A 17,826-nucleotide genomic window follows, 5' to 3' on the forward strand; every position below is an offset into this window, starting at 1 on the left:
TTCCTTTAAAAAATTATGATACTACCTGAGGATAAAAAAACGCTACTGATTCATTGTCAATACGTTTATGGATTGGGACACTATGTTAGAATGATGGAATTAGCGAAAGGGCTTACTGACAGCTTCAACGTATATTTTGTCAACGGCGGAGAGCCCGTTCTCAACTTCGATATTCCAGAAGATGTAAATTTAATTCAGATTCCAGCCATATATAAACAAGAAGAAACTGGGATATTGCTGCCTGTAGATAAGCATATTTCGTTAGATGTATGCTTTGCTGCACGGCAGAATTTAATAGCAGATCTAATTGAAAAAATAAATGTGGATATCGTCATCACTGAGCATTTTCCATTTGGGCTACTGTTTGAAAGTGAAGTAAGGAAATTAATTGAATATGTTAAGCATAAAAATTACAATGCGAGGGTAATCTGTAGTGTCCGAGAAATAATAGATTCGAGCAAGGGGAGTAAAAGAGACGATTATATATGTGAGATTCTCAATCAACTGTACGATCTTGTTCTTGTCCATGGGGACAGACAACATATACAGTTGTCAGATTCTTTTCCTCTGATAGACCGAATTAAAGTTCCTATCATACATACTGGCTATATTGTTTCAAAAGAGATTGAACCTAGGCAATCACAACAGCCTAACACGATTTTAGTTTCTATCGCTGGTGGACGTTTAGGTGATGAAATTTTAGAGGCATTGATAGATTGCCACCTGTCATTGTCCAAAAAATTAGATCATAAAATGATCTTGTTCTCCGGTGCATTTCAATCTGATTTTCAGAAGCAGCAAACTAAGGTTGCAGCACTACTTTCAGATAAGATCGAATTAAAAGAATTTAATAGAAGAGAATATTTGTCAGAAATGGGATCTGCGAAGATGATTATTTCTTTAGGAGGCTATAATTCGATGATAGAGTCCCTTTCGATAGGAAAATCATTGCTAGTTTATAATCGGACTTTTATTGGTAATAATGTTGAACAAGATCTACGAATAGGATATTTTAAACGTAAAGGTTGTCTTGAGGTTTTGAATTTTGACGACCTTAAAAGTTCTGTACTGATCGAGAAAATTATTTCTCAGTTTAATAGACCAACTTTATCAGGTTTAACAATCGATATAAACGGTGTAAGTTGTTCCGTGAAAAAGATTTTGGAACTGGTAAATAGCAAATCTAATGAGTATCTCCAATGAGTACAGGAATCAGTATTTTATTATATCATCAAATAGGTGAAGCACCAGGGAAACATACAAATCTGGATTGTTTTTGCAGCATTGAGGAGTTCAGGTTACAGATGGAATATCTTAGAGATTCAAAGAAACAGGTTGTATCACTAGCCGGAGCCATTCACCTGATGGCAAGTAAGCGTGAGATTAAAAATGAGTTGGTTGTTTTGACATTTGATGACGGATGTGAGCGATTCTACGATCTTACTTTTCCTATATTGAACCAGTTTGGTTTTTTATGTACGATCTATCCTGTTGCTGGGTGTTTAGGAAAGCCTGCATCCTGGGGAAAGATCAAAAATCCGGATCTTAAAATTTTATCCAGTAAAGAGATACGGGAGTTAAGCGACATGGGGGTAGAAATTGGTGCCCATACGATGAATCATTATAAATTGACAGAATTGAACAATGAAGTAGCTTATCAAGAAATATACGAAAGTAAAGAACTGTTACAGGAAATTACCGGTCGTGAAGTGAATTCTTTTTCTTATCCGCATGGAGCTTATAATCCAACGATAATAAAAATGGTCAAGGAAATGGAATTTGCCAATGCAGTAAGCTGTATTGGGGGGAATGCCGAAAATTGCAGGTCAATATTTGAACTTCCCCGAAAGTATATCACCTATTTTGATGGAATAGAAGTTTTTAAAGATAAAATTAAAAATAATGGAAGTAAGGCCATACCCACTTTTTGATAAGATATCGATTGAGTGTAATTCATTTTGCAATAGGACATGTTCTTTTTGTACTCGTACAAGCGACAATAGGATAAAAGAGCGAATGCCGGAGGAGCTGGTTTATAAAGTACTGGATGAATTGGCGGATATAAATTATTCAGGTTTGATTGCCTTTCATTTTTATAATGAGGTGTTTACTGATAAGAGGATATTTTCCTTTTTTCAACGTTGTAAGGATTTGGGACTGAGTAATTATCTTGTCACTAATGGTGATTTCCTGACGAGAGATATCGTCGAAAAATTGAGCACTTACAATATTAAAGAGTTTGCATTATCTGTATACGATTGGGCCTCGGAAGAAGACTTTCAGCTCAAAGTTGCGGAGTTTGAACAGACTTTAGGTTTGAGAACATATCCATGGGATTTTTATGTTGTCAAAGGTGGAGGTGAAGATTTTTCCAATAGGGCTGGCTATGTAGATTTTAAGCAAGAGGAATACAGTTTTCCGATAAAGGCAGCATGTTCGAAAATTGAGAATAAATTGGATATCAGGTTCGATGGAACTGTTGTTATGTGTTGCATTGATTATTATGGTGTACATAGTATTGGCCGAATTCAAGATGAGCATATAATTGATATATGGTATGGCGAAAAACGCCAGAAGCAGATCAATGATCTAAGACAGGGCTTGCGGGAAAATTACAAACTGTGCTCTAAATGCTCGGATTATATTGTAAATATTTAGAGAAAAGATTATAGCAAGTATCTTTTATGAAATTATTTAGGGGATTAAGTACTTTACTGAAAGGAATTAAAAATGTGCCGCAATTTATTTCTTTGTTTCATGAGCAGAAGGTGACTCTGTCGCGAATTGAAACCCAATTGGGAGATGTTGCGGATCTGTTCAAAGCGATGCAAAACAAATTGGCTGATACTGATTTAATTGTGGACAGAACAGAAGGGGGGATGAAAGACCCAAACTGGATTTCACCAATGGAAAAAAGGATTAGTCTTGATATGGAAAATTATTTTCAGCAGGTAGAATGTCTACTTTCCATTTACAGAGCATTGCCCAATCTTAGGTATCTGCCTAGCACAAGAGGTTGGGCGGGATCTCCAGATTTTTTATCAAAACTTGTTGAAATAATCCTAAAAAAGACGCCACAATTTGTTTTTGAGCTGAGCAGCGGGGTTTCCTCCATTGTATTGGGAGCAGGTCTACAGGCCAATCAAGTGGGCAATTTATTGTCTATTGATCACGAAGAGGTCTATGCCAATATTACAAGAGACAATATTAGATTGAATGGAATAGAGCAAAACTGTAAGGTGGAGGTTTGCCCTCTCGTTGATATAGAAGTTGAAGGCATCATTCATAAATGGTATGATTTACAAACCACACAGATAAAAGAAAGGATTGATCTTTTGGTTATAGACGGTCCTCCGGGATCAACACAGTCTTTGGCCCGATATCCTGCAGTGCCCTTGCTTTATAGTTTTTTCTCGGATTATACGGTTATACTTATGGATGACGCCAATAGAAGAGATGAACAGGTTATTGCAGAACGCTGGATAAAGTTTTTACATACAAAAAACTTTGAAGTCCAGCGAACAGATTTTCCCAGTTTTGAAAAAGGGCTCGTCATGTTTGAGGTACGTAGGATAGTATAAAAAATATAAAGATATGGCCACTAATAAACACGCTTTAATACGTTACAAACTATTGGATAAGTGTTTCTCCAATAAATGGAAAAAATACTTTATTGATGATCTGATTGAATACTGTACGGCAGAACTTACGGCATATGTGGGGGCGAAAACCAAAGTATCGCGGCGTCAGCTTTTGGATGATATTACTTTTATGCGCAGCGAAGGTGGATATCATGCGCCTATACTTTCCGTCAGAGAGGGGAAACGTGTCTATTATTGCTATGATCCTCCAGAGTTTTCGATATTGAAGCAACCGCTCAATGCCAGCGAACAGGAACAAATAAAGCAAGTCTTAGAAACTCTGGGAAGGATCAGTGGCGTACCCCAGTTGGAATGGCTAAATGCTGTCCAGACCAAGCTCAGTTCAGGCCTCAAGCTCGACCGGCAGCAGCGACCTGTTATCTCTTTCGAAGAAAATGAGTTCCTTAGGGGATTAGAATATCTTGAACCCCTTTATCAGCATATAATTCATAGACAAATGTTGGCAATTACATACAAGGGTTTTAAACAGACTGATCCCACTGTTTATAGAATTCATCCATATTATCTCAAGCAATATAATAACCGTTGGTTTTTGTTTGGATTGAATGAAGATAATGGCCAGATCCAAAACCTGGCGCTTGATCGTATCCTGGCAATTAGACCGCTTGAGTTACTTTCTTACAAAAATTCTGATGTGGATTTTGACGATTATTTTTATGATATCTTGGGTGTCACCAACGCTATCGATCGTGAGGCGGAACAAGTGATTCTGAAATTTACTGAAGATCGGCTACCTTATGTATTATCAAAACCTATCCATGGATCGCAGCGCTATAAAGATGGATTTATTTACCTGAATCTAAAAATCAATAGAGAGCTCGAAAGCTTAGTCCTGTCATTTGGACGTGATGTTGAAGTGATTGAGCCTGCATCCTTCAGAGATTCAATTGAACAGATTGTTGGAGAATTATTTCAATGTTATTCTTTTTCAAGATCGTGATCAATGACGGATACGAATAAATACCTAGAGAAGCTGGCACGACTTCAATCTGAACACTGGGAGTTAAAGTCTACAATCCGTGAGGGAATGGATGAACTATTACAGGAAGTCCATAAGATATATGATCAAAATCAGGAATGCCCCAATGAGGGAATTCTATTTATAAAATCTATGAATATTATTGTGTCGAACTATCAGATGCTCTCTAAAATAGATCCCTATTTTATATGTTACGATGATCCTGAGATACTATTTGTAAAAGATGCACTTTTAGCCCTATGTAAAACATGGTTCACGTCGATTGTCGTGTTTAGTGATATCATCAATTTTAGAGTTCCGGCACCTGAAATCAGAAATGTTTCACAGATTATGGTGCAGTTTTTAAAAGATAGCAAAACTGATTTGGATTCTCTAAGTTACAGTGAACATTTGACTCGCATATAAAAGCCAGAATAATCCTTCGAAAATGAAATGAGACAGCATGTCGATGTTATCAACGTGTATGTACAACAAAGCTATATTGAATACCTTTTTTTGAAAAATGATGAACGAGAAAGAATTTATTAATAACCTTACCAAACACAATTCTGATTACAATAATCCAGAATTGGCGATCACAACTTCTAATCTTTGTGATACTATTTCTAGGGATATAAACACTGATAGTCAACGATTTATCTATGAGCTGCTCCAGAATGCGGATGATTCGAGCAATGAAAGTGGAACATTGGATGTCCGAATAGACTTTATCAATGAATTTGTTGTTTTTTCCCATAAGGGAGCTGCTTTTACCATGGTCGATATTGAAAGTATATCTAGTGCAGGAGATGGTACCAAAACAGGTGACGATACAAAAACCGGTTTTAAAGGGATTGGTTTTAAGTCTGTTTTTTCGCATTCCAAATTAGTATACATCAAATCGGAAAACTACTGTTTTAAATTTGATAGAAATCACTGGAAAGAGCACTGGAATAACCATTGGGGAGATAAAGTACTATGGCAGTCTGAAAGAAGAAGCAAAAACAAAGAAGAGAATATAAAGATGCCTTGGCAGATTATCCCTATCTGGAGTGATCTTCCGGAGCAGGTTGCTTCGTTGGCTGCCTTAAACCAATATAATGTCTCTACGGTGATCGCATACGATAAGATTGAAGAATTAAAGTCATCGTTAGTCGATTTATTTTCTGATAGTCAGATTGTTCTTTTTCTGAGAAGCCGAAAAGTAAAGATCGCGATATATTCTGATGAACCGCTTATACTTGAAAAATCAACAGATGAGAATATCACTTCCTTGGTTCGTAATGGTGTCAAATTAAGTGATTGGTTGATCAAAACCGAAACCTTCGAAATAAATGAGGAAATAAAAACAGCGATTAGTGCCGACGATAAGTCACCAAAAAAGCTTAGAGATGCAAAATTTACTGAAATAGCATTTGCAGTTCAGTTGGAAGAGGGGAGATTAAGGGCTGTTGATGCAGGTAACAGGCTTATATTTACCTATTTACCCACATCCGTCAATTATAATTTACCATTTTTAGTCAACGGAAGCTTTCTGACCGATGCAGGAAGGCAGCAGCTGCATCAAGATGTAGTCTGGAATAATTGGTTATTTAATGAAATCCCACGTCGATATTTTTCATGGGTAGCAGAACTGGCACACAAAGACAGTGTATATAGACAAGATATATTAGCCATAATTCCATCTAGGCTTTCCGGTAATCAATTGAGCCGCAGCTTTAATGAGGGGCTGGATCTTGCCTTATCGACTATTGCCTTTATTCCAAATCATAATGGAGATTTACTCAAGGTAGATGAATCAATCTACGATCGGTCCGCGATCACCCAGGTGATTGATGGACAGTTGTTGGTTGATTTCATTAACGAAGATAGTAGCAAAGATTTTACGATTTCTTCTCTGATACCGCCATTGGAGCCTATAAGTTCACTGATTAATTTAGGCATCTATACATTCAATGTTGATCAATTACAAAGTTTTATTTCATCTTCTTTTTTTAGGGACAATTTCTCGGTGGAAGATAATTTTGGACTTATTAATTTTTTTTATGAGCAGGAGTATGCCATCAAAAATGAGTATGATAAAAAAGCGTTTAATGATAGCCTAAAAAGTATTCCGTTTATTTTCGATGAAAATGAGAGATTGAAGTCTCCTAATGAGATTTATTTTCCGGCAAAAGAGTATTCGGCGGAGTTTGCAGATAAAATTAGCGTGGTTCACCATACTGTTATGGCTGATATTAGTAGACGGTGGAGCATACAAAGTTGGCTTACCCATCAGATAAATATCAAGGAACCATCTTCATTGGTATTTATTGAAAGAACTATTATAGAGCGAGGAAATGAATTCGTAACGACAGATAATGCAATCGCAATAGGGCGATACATATTTGAGGCTCACCGCAATGGAACTTTGAAAGATCATCATTATAGAGATTTGTATCATTTACCTATCCTTAGCTCTTCGGGCAAACTATTACCAGCGTCTTCAGCTTATCTTTCAGATATCTATGAGCCAACCCTAAAGATTGAAGCGCTATTTGACAATGATTTTTATATTTCAGGAGACTATATTGATAAGGATATAAATAAAAGAGAATGGGGAAGTTTTTTTATCAAGATTGGTGTCAAAGAAGACGTTGGTGTTGTGGAAACAGTTATAGATTTTAGAAGAAATTCTAGTTGGATAAATAGGCATGATGCAGTCTTCTTGGAGAAAGTGAAAGAAACAGCCGGTAATATTTATAATAACTCAGGTAAAGGATGGACTTTTGGATCTGGCCAGTATGGTTTTTTTCCTGATAAAACTTATATCTATTGTCTTACCTTTTTGGAGCTTGCTAATTCGTACACTTTCTCTAAATTATTATTTGAAAGGGTATTCTCGGTTTTAAGACCAATAGACTTAAAACCGGATCATAGCCTAAGTGTTAGCGGATCATTTGGCTTTATTAATAAGTATATTGATTCAGAATCATTGGAACGTTATGGATGTCCTGCAAATTATAGTAAATGGTTAATTGAAAACTCCGCTGTTTTTCCAACAGTAAAACATGAATGTAAAAAAGCTTCTGAAGTAATATTAAACAGTGAAGACAATAATCGTGTTGGAAAGGGCTATCTCAATGTCCTAGATTATAGCGGAATATTATCACCGGAATGGAAAGAGTTTCTGAATTTTAAAGAGGTCTTGAACATCGATGATTATTTATTTGTTCTGGGTGAAATATGGAAAAAATATGTGTCATCTGGGGATGAAGTAAACAGCGATGATAAAGAGCGTATTGACCTGATCTATGAAAAGATGAGTACGGAGCTATTGCATGAGTCCGAGAAAGAGAAAATCATTCTTTGGAGCAGGGGCAATAAGCTTTTGGCCAAGAATGGAATTGATTTTCTTCAGGCCAGTGAATTGGCCATGGTTACCGTTGAAGGGTTTAATGCAGAAAATTTAGTCTATTCATCCAGCCAAAAACAGAATATCGTTGAGCTGATGAAGATCTTTGGTGTGCAGATTATTGATGTTATTCATTCGCGGATACCCTATTCTACTGAAATTTTAGCATTAAAGCGTAAAATTAAGCATATTTCGCCTTTGATCGCTTTGGTTGCAGTTGAGAAGTCTAGAAGCCATAAGGAGTGGGAATTAGAATATCAAAGGATAAACAATAAGCTGTCCGAAATAAGGTTTTTTCAAACAGCAGAGATTTATTTGACCTATGGAAATGATACTGACAGGCAAAAAAGAAGCTCGTGGGCCGAGGATGATAGTTTTTATTATGTCGGGGACTGTTTTAGTCCCAGGATACTCGACGGGCTTGTGGGCCCATTGGGTAAATTTCTAAAAGTTCATTACGCGGAGCGTATCCTAAATGTATTGCTACTGGAGTCTTTTGCTAATGGTCTGGAATATCTCGAAGAGAAAGGATACGATACATCCATGATTCCCCCTGAGTTATTAAATACTGAAGAACTTGAAATAGGTTATGTGGGAAATAACAATAGGATTTATAATCAGTCTGATGAAGATTTAGGGAAGTTAGGTGAGCTTGCTGTTTTCAATAAATTAAAACAGATCTATTCATTCAAGTACAGCCAACCTCTGGAGGATACTGACTTTGGTTTTAGAGTTGCGGACTCGGTCGCGGTCTACTGGAGAAATATCAATGGCGTTACAGTCGCGAATCATGACTTTAAAATAGTTGAAGGCGGCAAAGAGATTTACGTTGATAGCAAAGCTACACCATATGGGAAAAATATGGAAAAATTAGCGCTATATATATCCGGGAATGAGCTGAATTTAATGGAACAGGCAGAGAAATACCTTATCGCGCGGGTTTATCATGTGACAACAGATCCTGTTATCGAATTTGTGAAACTTGCGTTGGATAATAGCTTCAGTAAAAACTAAATTTTTAAATCTATTTTATCGATTTACGTTGACTAGGGCAGCTAAAGGATCAGATCTAAACTAGCAAAAGCAAACGTTAATCTAACAACAGCAGACTTCGCCTTAGACCATTATTATGTTGTGGTCATTACTGAAGTCACTAAATATAAGCTGTAGAGCCACATTGAGAGATGTGGCTTTTTTTGTGTTTTGAGACATAGAATTTATTGTTATTATTTCGTTGGAAGATTGGGAAATTCTTCCTGTTTCCCATATTTCATTAAAAATTCTACAGGTGTAAGTTGTATATACTCTAGTGCAATCTACCGGAATAAAGAGATCAATTTACTCCGGTAGATGCCACTGGTAATAAAACAAAGAATATTGTACCTTTAGCGCTTATCTTGATAATTTTTTAAAAGAAATAATAAGAAAAGTTCACATTAACATAACGAAAGAAAGTTCTTATATTTAATTAAGTAATCCAGATTTAATTCCAACCCCGCTTATCGACAAGTGTTGAACAGCCCTGCTAGCTGCTACATAGAATAATGACTTTTCTGTTTTAAGGATCTGCGATTTTTCAATTTCTGATAAGCTAGTATACTCAAAAGGTAATCTGGGGAATGTACGATCATTCACATCCACTAGAAAAACATGCTTAAATTCCAATCCTTTTAGACCGTGAAAAGTAGCAATTCTAATTCCATCATTCTTAGAATTGAGCAGATGTTTGTCTACGTAAGGAATTCCGTTCTGATGAAGATAATTTCTAAAATCATTGGCACTATCTCTGGTTCTCGCTGCTATTGCTATTTCATTGTAATGCACACCTAGTTCTAAAAGCGATATGATTTCTTCTTTGACAACTGCAAGTTCTTCCTCTTTGGATGAATAAAGTTTATAAACTGGTTTTGGACCATGAAAGAGTGATAAATATCCTGCCTTAGATTCCTCATCACCATCGAAATCGTCATATTTCTCCTCTAAGATTACTGACATCGCTAAGTTCTTAATTTCTTCGGTGGTGCGGTAATTAATACGCAAACGCTTGCTTCTGTTTCCACGAATGTTGATGCCAGCTTTGGAAAAATTAATTTTACGATCATATATATTCTGTAATGGATCACCAACGAGAAATAAATCATTTTCTCCTTCCGCAGTCAATGATCGAATGAAATTTAGTTCAACATTTGAAAAATCCTGCAATTCATCTACTATTACATGAGAAAAAACGATTCGTCCGGTCTCTTTTATATAACTTGAAACCATATTGTAGATTTCCTCCTTATAATATAATCTGCTAGATAATTTCTTAGCCAAAAAAAGTTCAATGAGCTCCCATATCTCCAATCGTTGTTTTCGAGAAATTGCTTTCCCTCTGCCCACGCGACTCGCTTTAAGGTAATCGATACTTGTATGCACATTTTGTACCAATATGACTTCTTCGAATTCTTGCTTCAGGAAATTCTCATCAAAAGATGCCAAATGTTCCGCTAATACCTCTTCCCAAATTTCTTCTGGCTTTTTAACAGCGTTCATGCCGAAAACTTTATCCTTTGGTTGGCGCAAATTAAAGTCTTGTGCCAACTGAAATGCTAAAGCATCAATATTAAAAATATTATAGCGCTGTTGAGGAATTTCTAAATCATTGGCCAAAGAAGACAGGTTTTCACTTAATTCTTTGGTAAATGTGGTAAACAGGATAGGTAAATCTGAGGAGTCCTGTGCAGCTAAATACTTTAATCTATGTAATGCAGCTACTGTTTTTCCAGTACCAGCACCACCTGATATTTTTGTTGCACCTTTAAAGTCGCCATTGACTACAGCCGATTGCGAAGGGTGCAAATAATATTTCCATTTATGTAATGATCCACGAAGGGCTTCATTCAGAATCTCGTCATCCGTTAGCTCTATGAATGAACGTGCATTGTTTTTACTTCCCAATGCATCTTCGTCCTGCTTCCCTTGTATGATATCCGTTTTCAAACTTTCGATAGAAGCACCATCCAGTAGGTAAAAGAGATTTTCAAAAGAATCTACAGGAAGATAATTTTCTAATTTTTCTAGCCCTGAAAAATCTTCGACTTTCAATACAGCAGGCATTAACACTTCAGGAACACCAATGGCAATTAAATCATTCTCTGTATAAAGCCCCATAAACAAAGCTTTTTCCGATGTAGGCGCGTTTGATTTCTCAATGGTTACCGTATCGTCGATACTGAATACCTGATACGCTTGAGTCTGTTCGTTCCAATCAATTACCTTGTTTTTGGCCCAATCCATAGCCTCATCGTGATTGTCAACCCAAACCAGTAAATATAATTCTCCGGGAGTAACTTCCTTTAGAATAGCACGATATTTCTGATCAACTCTTGCTGTGCGCAGTGATTGATCTTTGAATGTATTGATTGATTCGAGGTTCAGTGCGGAACTTTTAGAATTTGTTCTGAATTTACTTATAAACTCAGTTATCTTACTTTGTGTTCCTTTATTAATATTTAGGAATGCATCCCAAAATTTATCATATATAAATAACTTCATAATTTAATCGTGTTAATTTCTTCGGGATTATAAATAGTAAATCCTGCTTCTTGTAATATTTTTTTCGATTCTTGTGATGTTGGATTTACCACTATTTTCAAACTTGGCAAAATAAAATCTGCATCTGCTAATACATTTCCATCATCATCTAACCAAGAATCCAGGTAATCAGAATTTGTTTGATTGATAAAGCCTTTTGCAATAGCTTGATTGATTAAGGAATGGAGATAAGAATCATACATTTCCAATACATCATTTTTCCATGTTTTAGAGTATTCATCTTCTGTTTGTTCATTATTTAAATCTTCGAAATCAGAAGACTGGAATAAATTAAACAAACTCCAATAAAATTGCCATTGCGATTTGTCTATATCTTCAAATGAATTATTATTTATAAGATGAATGATTTGTTGTTTGCCAATATTCACCCAAATCTTCCATTCAGCAAAAGAATAGGTATAATCATACTGAACTGGAACCAGAGCATTAAGGTCCTTCACTCTATTTTCCTTAATATAATTACCTTGAGTCAACTGATTTCTAAAAACTAAATCAATTTTTTCTGGGTTAAAAGAAGGTTCTAAGAAATTATTCGTCCAGGTTCCTAAATAATAAAACCATGATTTACTCCAAATGGAATTTGGATGTGTCAGCGCAAATAAAATCCGATCAACATTGTTTGATGCCAACGCATAGTTTACCCGATCATCGACATTGATCGTCTGCAATAACTTCGTATAATGTGGTAAGAAATCGCTTTTATACTTATGAGCAATTTCATCCAATGCTAATTTATTCCCTTCTAGTTGCTTCTGAAATAGATTTAAGTCTTCCCAGGTTAATGTCCAAGTTGTAAATTCAGGTTGGTCAACTATAGCTTTTCTAATATTGATATCTCTTTCAAAAACATTATGTTCTTCCGACGCGTGATATTGAAAACCATCTAAATAAATGGCTATTTTTTTAATACAACTTTGGTACTCCTGGCCTTTGTAGCAATAACTGCCGCATACTATCAAAAAATCTGTCCTCGTACTATAATCAATACCATCTTTGGGCCCCAAAACGACTTGAGGTCGTATCCAATACACAGCATCAATATCATTTTTACTGATTTTTATTTCATAGAAAATATTTCCTGCTTCTCTTTTTTCTGAAAACGAATAATTATCTTGCTGTTCCACGTAAACGGACAGTAATTTGATAAACCTTTCCTCTAATTCAGACTCTTCAATTTTTCCTGAATTGGTAATAGAGGTTAATCCATGATCATTCTTTACCCATTCTTCTGTTTTTTCAACTATTTTCGCAAACCATTGCTCTGCGCGGCTTCGGCTAAGATCTTCTCTATTGTGTTGATTTCCATAGCTGTAGATGCACTTATAGCAGCCGTCATGCCCTGACAATTGGCAAGAGCAATCCCGTATTGCTTCATAACTCCTTTGAAGTAATAAAGTAAATTCTTCATAATCAAATAATTGCTCTAAGTATCCGGTACCGCCTGGTATGGTATCGAATAACAAAAGAAAGCGGTCAAATTTATCTGTGCGCTGATTAAATTCCCGATAAGGTTGAATATGGATATGTCCAGGATTTCCTTTAAAATACTTCTTCAAACCAAGTTCCAACCCAGCTTGAAACATCCGAATATCTGTTTCGCTATTAAATTCCTGTATCGGTAAAACTATCTTCAAAACTTCGGTTTGCATTTCTCGAAAAAAGTAAACTTCTTCAAATACCCCCACCTTATTTGGGTCGTATCGGACATCTCGATGCTTACAATAACCATAATGAAATTCCCGAGCTTCTCTAACTGAATGGATAGCAGATATAGACTTACCACAATGCTTACAGGTGACAAATCCTCTTGTTAATGCTTCCGTATCATTAATTTTAATTTTGCGAGCATCACTGCCATCACTTCGACCGTAATTTACGGAGGTTATTGTGGCACTTCTCACATACTCTATACCAAAAGGAATATCTTTTAATACCCAAGCTCCTGCAGATGTGTTTTTATCAAACAATACATGATTCATTACTTGATACTGCTGTTTGTCGCGGTCATCATTTGTATCGCTTAGTGTAGCCTTAGCTGCATTATTTAATGATTTGACATTCGTCATCTTCACAAAGGAATGCACATTAGAAGACGATGCCCAAGACAAATCTCCACATTTCGGACAATTTCCGGTTTTGGCCAAAGATGCCAACTCGATGTGATCACATTTTGAACAAAACCTTTTCTTGTGAAAGTTTTCCAGATCAGCCCAGTCAAAGGTATTGACACCCGAAATTTCAAATCGGTAACCTTGTGTATAAAAATAATTCTCCGGAGCTAACTCCTTAATGGCTTGTGACGCTGAGCGTACCAACTCGAAATCTTTGTCGGGATGACGATTCGTACTTTCTTCAACTTTACCATTTAACACATGTGCATTTAACCGAACCCCCGTTTCTGGAAAGGCATAATTAGGTAAAACACCGACATTGGTCATATGCTCAAGAATATTGCGGGCTGCAATCGATTTTTTAATACCATTAAGATTCTTCTTTTCTTTTACATATTCATCATATAATGGATCTCCTTTAGCTAGATTAAGTGTTTTTACTTCATCGTCAATATCTTTTTTACGCTTTTCAACGTCGAGTATTTCTGTTTTTATTTGTATAAATACATCCAATAGTTTGCTATAAAAACTTCCCGACTGTAAAGCATTTTGTATTTCTGGGAATATATTTTCCTTAATACGTACATCGTACTGTTTCAGAAATTTGGTGACCAATAAAATAGAATGTTCAGCTATAAATTTCGATAAGCGATTCATAAAAAAATCAGCAGCTGTCAAATCTTTACTTTGTAACTTGAGGTCACGTACAAATGTCGGAATCGTATTGTCGTTTGGATTTTGAGAAGTCCAACTGTCAAAACAATAAGCCGTAAAATGTCTTCTCAAAATATCCTTCGCCTCTAAATAACATCCTGGTGTGTTTACTTCCCCAATCATCATTTCTAATGGATCGGTAAAGTAGTACAAATCGTGGTTTTGATTTTTTGCAAAATTTACAATCAGAGCCGAGCCAGAGCTCCGACCAGCACGCCCCACGCGTTGTAAGAAATTAGACGGAAGTGGCGGAATACTATTGTTATAAGCTGTATTCAAATTACCAATATCAATACCCATTTCCAAAGTACTAGTCGCTACCAACGCATTCACTGAATTGAATCTGGGTCTTTTCTTAAAATCGATTTCCAACCGTTCTCTGACACTTCTTTCCAGCAATCCTGTGTGTTCTTTTGCAAAAACCCGTGGAGTACGTGTTCGGTTATAAACATCTTTGTAATAATTATTTTTTGGTTGTGATGTGAGTTGATAATGCCCAGTACAACGGTAGCTAACGCAACTTCCATTGGCAATTATATTTTCATCGTCGTAAGTATATTGAGTGTCTTCACATACATCGCAATTATACATTTTGATATTTTTATGCACCCAGATTGCTTCGGGTGAAATGCTGTAATTCAGTTGGTCGCCAGCAGTCGCACTATTAAATATACCTACTGCCAAAAGCGCCTGTGTCCATTGTTCAAAAAATTCATTGATAAAATCGACCGTAACAGCTGCTTGCGGAAAACTTTTCTGAAAATAGGAATGAAACCAATTGGAGGTTTTTGCTCGTGTGGTATCCAATAAATTATCTCTCGATTGCTGATTGGTCAACAACTTTGGAAAACGAGAACGAGTTCCAAAATGTGGATTAAGAAAATGTCGCCCATCTTTTTGCCAGTTCAAATCCCAAAGACTGAATCTATCATTTCTAAATTTTGAAAGATAATGATGATCTATTGCTCCTCTGTTACGAGCTCTATGCAAAATAAGGTTTGTCAAGCGAATAGTACCCTCTTTGTTTATTGTACCACTCACATCGTTAGCTTCAATCCATTCAGATAGATGGTCCCAAGTGTTTGCTAATTTCTCTTTGTCAAAATATACGGATGATGCCCCCGTTTTTTCTAACGTACGACCAATTTTGGAATTAAATCCAAATTCGGAATAGATTTCCCAACGTACTCGTTCATCAAATTCTTTCAGAAAATGAGAGGCGTAATTTTCACCTATTAGATAATCTTTCGGAGAAGATTTCCCGATATAATCTTTGGGATAGAAACGGTACAAATAAGCAGCCAATGATTCCTGTCCAGATTCATCAGCATGTTGTTTCCAATAGTCGATAAAAGTAGTCGCCAATGCATCCAATCGCAAAGCACCATTTTGTTCATTAATCACTTTCTGAATTGAACCTCTTAATGCAAAACGGTAATTTCTACCTTCTACAAAACCTGCTTGATGCGCCGCATCTTGAACGGAATTAGTAAAGGCTAACACTTTACGCCCGTTGTCGTTTGATTTGTCCAAATCTGTAGCTAAGGTTTGACTGATTGCGATCGAACTCAATGTCGGTATTTTCGTACCCACAATGGCGACTGTTCCAGTAGAATTACAACATGGACATATTTCTTCTATTTTGTTTTCTTTCAGTTTCCTTAGGGCCTGTATGACCAGGCCGTTTTCACTATCTTCTATAATCTTGAGCGTAATCGGATTGATTTTAATGGAAAGATTATCATCGGGCTGATAACCGGTTGCTTGAAAATCTTCATACTTCAATTCATTTTTGGGCAGTATAAAATAGACATTTTTGTTTCTGGAAAAGTATTTTTCATAAACCTCATTGATGTCCTTAGTAAAGGCATCACTGTTTTCTAATTTTACACCCAACCAACCTGAGCTATTACATTCCCTACAATACCATGCTGGTAAGGCAGCAAGTTCTTGATTAGCGTCTACCTGATCGCGGAAAGAAAATTTAGCTTGCTCTTCCAATGTATATTGTACACCACTCAACTCTCGTATCCACAATTGAATTTGTAGATACATAAAAGGAGAATTCGGATTGTCAATATCTTTTGCTTCGGAAATCAGTGCCAGCAGTGATTCCAAAACACGTTCTTTCGGATTGTACTGAAGCTCGTCATTCCATTGCGGTAATTTTCGATAGGATTCATTGATAATGGAAAGCTCACGAATGATGTCGTTTATCGTTTTGATTCCATTTCCTTTGTTGATTGTTAAGACCAAATCTCGAACAATCTTTAACTGCAAAAGTCCTTGTGCTAACTGACCAGCATCCTGTTGCCAAATGTCGATGTGTTTTTTAATAAAAGCCTCAAAACCATCTTCTTCCTGATATATCAAATCTTTCAGTCTGTTGGGCAAAGGAATAAAGTCGTTGAGCGATTCTTCGTCACCAAAAAACTGATGAGGTGTAATTCTGTTTTCTGTGATGATGGCATCCGTTGTAATCTGTTCGCCAAAAACCTTACTGGCATATTCTGCCAACAAGACAGGTGCATCTGCTCCTGAACCAATGGTTGCTGAAGTACCCACTGCACAAAGATGGCTGGCAGGTAAAGCTAACTTCAATTTTAAACGGCGAATCAAATTGGCAACATCCGTACCTTGCGCACCATCATAAGTATGCAATTCGTCTAATACCAAAAATTGAAACAAGGAAGTGTCGCTTAAATTATGCATCCATAGACGATGGAAATTATGTTTCATCAACGCATAATCCAACATCTTGAAATTGGTCAAAAGAATATCGGGCGGTGTATCTAAAATGCTGTCGCGATGTTCAATGATATGATCGGCACCCATCACTTTTGGAAATTGCCCTTTGGTGCCATTACCTTCTCCGATGAATAATCCCGCCCTTATTTTCCCTTTCAATCGTGGGTCTTCATCTATCATTTCCGCCAAACGTTTCGCTTGATCGGTAGCCAAAGCATTCATCGGATACAAGATGATGACTTTAATGCCCGGGCGATGTTGGTGCTGAAAACAATAATCCAACATTGGATAAAGAAACGATTCTGTTTTCCCCGAACCTGTTCCTGTGGTAACGATGGTTGCTTCCGGCGTTTTGTTCTTAGTTGATAATCTTGTCCACGCTTTTACCTGATGGTCGTAAGGTGGCCATGTCGGTTTTATGGTTAGCGGAATCGTTTCAATTTCTGCTGCATCTGCTTTTACAAAACGAAGTTTTAAAGACACAAAAGGCCCTTTGAACATTCCTTGTTTGGGATGATCTATAAAGTTGTCAAATGCATTTGCTACCTGCTTTTTCCGAAAGGTAAAAGTAGCTTGCAAATAGGATTTTATCGATTCCCGTATTTCTATGGCTTGCTGTAAACTTAGCATAGTTGTTCTTTA

General features: G+C 36.5%; 9 protein-coding genes. 7 read left to right on the plus strand and 2 right to left on the minus strand.

Annotated elements, in window-relative coordinates:
• Window positions 1-15: 15 nt before the first annotated feature.
• From AB1Z56_RS00290 to AB1Z56_RS00320, 7 genes are all read left to right on the plus strand, one after another.
• The gene (locus AB1Z56_RS00290; protein ID WP_426790697.1) at window positions 16-1,203 is read left to right on the plus strand and encodes a glycosyltransferase family protein; all 1,188 of its coding nucleotides are present in this window, start codon (window positions 16-18) and stop codon (window positions 1,201-1,203) included.
• On the plus strand, window positions 1,200-1,931 hold the full coding sequence (locus tag AB1Z56_RS00295) for a polysaccharide deacetylase family protein (protein ID WP_426790698.1): 732 nt from the start codon (window positions 1,200-1,202) through the stop codon (window positions 1,929-1,931). The genes AB1Z56_RS00290 and AB1Z56_RS00295 overlap by 4 nt, the downstream gene beginning before the upstream one ends.
• On the plus strand, window positions 1,903-2,658 hold the full coding sequence (locus AB1Z56_RS00300) for a radical SAM/SPASM domain-containing protein (protein WP_426790699.1): 756 nt from the start codon (window positions 1,903-1,905) through the stop codon (window positions 2,656-2,658). The genes AB1Z56_RS00295 and AB1Z56_RS00300 overlap by 29 nt, the downstream gene beginning before the upstream one ends.
• Window positions 2,659-2,684: 26 nt before the next feature.
• Window positions 2,685-3,581, plus strand: a complete 897-nt coding sequence (locus tag AB1Z56_RS00305) for a hypothetical protein (RefSeq protein WP_426790700.1) — start codon at window positions 2,685-2,687, stop codon at window positions 3,579-3,581.
• Between the two features lie 13 nt (window positions 3,582-3,594).
• The gene (locus tag AB1Z56_RS00310) at window positions 3,595-4,602 is read left to right on the plus strand and encodes a helix-turn-helix transcriptional regulator (protein ID WP_426790701.1); all 1,008 of its coding nucleotides are present in this window, start codon (window positions 3,595-3,597) and stop codon (window positions 4,600-4,602) included.
• Between the two features lie 3 nt (window positions 4,603-4,605).
• Complete coding sequence (locus tag AB1Z56_RS00315) at window positions 4,606-5,046, plus strand: hypothetical protein (RefSeq protein ID WP_426790702.1); 441 nt, start codon at window positions 4,606-4,608, stop codon at window positions 5,044-5,046.
• Between the two features lie 97 nt (window positions 5,047-5,143).
• Window positions 5,144-9,028, plus strand: coding sequence for a sacsin N-terminal ATP-binding-like domain-containing protein (locus AB1Z56_RS00320; protein ID WP_426790703.1), 3,885 nt, complete (start codon window positions 5,144-5,146; stop codon window positions 9,026-9,028).
• 450 nt (window positions 9,029-9,478) lie between these two features.
• Here the strand turns inward: AB1Z56_RS00320 and AB1Z56_RS00325 are convergent, their stop codons facing one another.
• Window positions 9,479-11,551 carry a 3'-5' exonuclease gene (locus AB1Z56_RS00325; protein WP_426790704.1) on the minus strand — a complete coding sequence of 691 codons (2,073 nt, stop codon included), beginning with the start codon at window positions 11,549-11,551 and terminating at the stop codon, window positions 9,479-9,481.
• On the minus strand, window positions 11,548-17,814 hold the full coding sequence (locus AB1Z56_RS00330) for a DEAD/DEAH box helicase (protein WP_426790705.1): 6,267 nt from the start codon (window positions 17,812-17,814) through the stop codon (window positions 11,548-11,550). Before AB1Z56_RS00330 ends, AB1Z56_RS00325 begins: the two co-directional genes overlap by 4 nt.
• Between the last annotated feature and the right edge of the window lie 12 nt (window positions 17,815-17,826).

The organism is Sphingobacterium sp. WOUb80 (assembly GCF_050058145.1).
In the GTDB taxonomy this organism is placed as follows: Bacteria; Bacteroidota; Bacteroidia; order Sphingobacteriales; family Sphingobacteriaceae; genus Sphingobacterium.

What these genes read in the sequence shown, in the direction of transcription:
- AB1Z56_RS00330 (WP_426790705.1), bottom strand. Translation starts at nt 17,814, where the DNA reads ATGCTAAGTTTACAGCAAGCCATAGAAATACGGGAATCGATAAAATCC.
- AB1Z56_RS00320 (WP_426790703.1), top strand. Translation starts at nt 5,144, where the DNA reads ATGATGAACGAGAAAGAATTTATTAATAACCTTACCAAACACAATTCT.
- AB1Z56_RS00310 (WP_426790701.1), top strand. Translation starts at nt 3,595, where the DNA reads ATGGCCACTAATAAACACGCTTTAATACGTTACAAACTATTGGATAAG.
- AB1Z56_RS00290 (WP_426790697.1), top strand. Translation starts at nt 16, where the DNA reads ATGATACTACCTGAGGATAAAAAAACGCTACTGATTCATTGTCAATAC.
- AB1Z56_RS00305 (WP_426790700.1), top strand. Translation starts at nt 2,685, where the DNA reads ATGAAATTATTTAGGGGATTAAGTACTTTACTGAAAGGAATTAAAAAT.
- AB1Z56_RS00325 (WP_426790704.1), bottom strand. Translation starts at nt 11,551, where the DNA reads ATGAAGTTATTTATATATGATAAATTTTGGGATGCATTCCTAAATATT.
- AB1Z56_RS00315 (WP_426790702.1), top strand. Translation starts at nt 4,606, where the DNA reads ATGACGGATACGAATAAATACCTAGAGAAGCTGGCACGACTTCAATCT.
- AB1Z56_RS00295 (WP_426790698.1), top strand. Translation starts at nt 1,200, where the DNA reads ATGAGTACAGGAATCAGTATTTTATTATATCATCAAATAGGTGAAGCA.
- AB1Z56_RS00300 (WP_426790699.1), top strand. Translation starts at nt 1,903, where the DNA reads ATGGAAGTAAGGCCATACCCACTTTTTGATAAGATATCGATTGAGTGT.